This window comes from Variovorax sp. LG9.2 (assembly GCF_035018885.1).
Lineage (GTDB): Bacteria > Pseudomonadota > Gammaproteobacteria > Burkholderiales > Burkholderiaceae_C > Variovorax.
This window is the reverse complement of sequence record NZ_JASJXB010000141.1, coordinates 1-227: the sequence shown is the minus strand read 5'-3', so window position 1 is coordinate 227 and position 227 is coordinate 1. Positions and strand designations below refer to the sequence as shown.

1 pseudogene is annotated in these 227 nt (G+C 59.5%); it reads right to left on the bottom strand.

The window, feature by feature from the left end:
- Positions 1 to 227, bottom strand: a pseudogene (locus QN413_RS27525) (hypothetical protein); the annotation flags it as partial.

Sequence of the window (227 nt, the reverse complement as noted above, 5' to 3'; positions counted from 1 at the left end):
TACAAACAAGGTCGGGGCGGTTCACGCCGATTTTGGGGTGTTTTGCGATCCTCTGATTGCCTCAGAGCCCTGGGGACGGACTTGTTCTCAGGAACGCATGGCGTCAGGTTGTAGGCCGTCGTCGTCAGCACGAACAGATGGTCCACGCGCTTGAGTCCACGCACCATCACCTGACGAATTCCGCCCACCGTCTTGGCCCAGCCAAAGCCCTGCTCGATGAGCTTGCG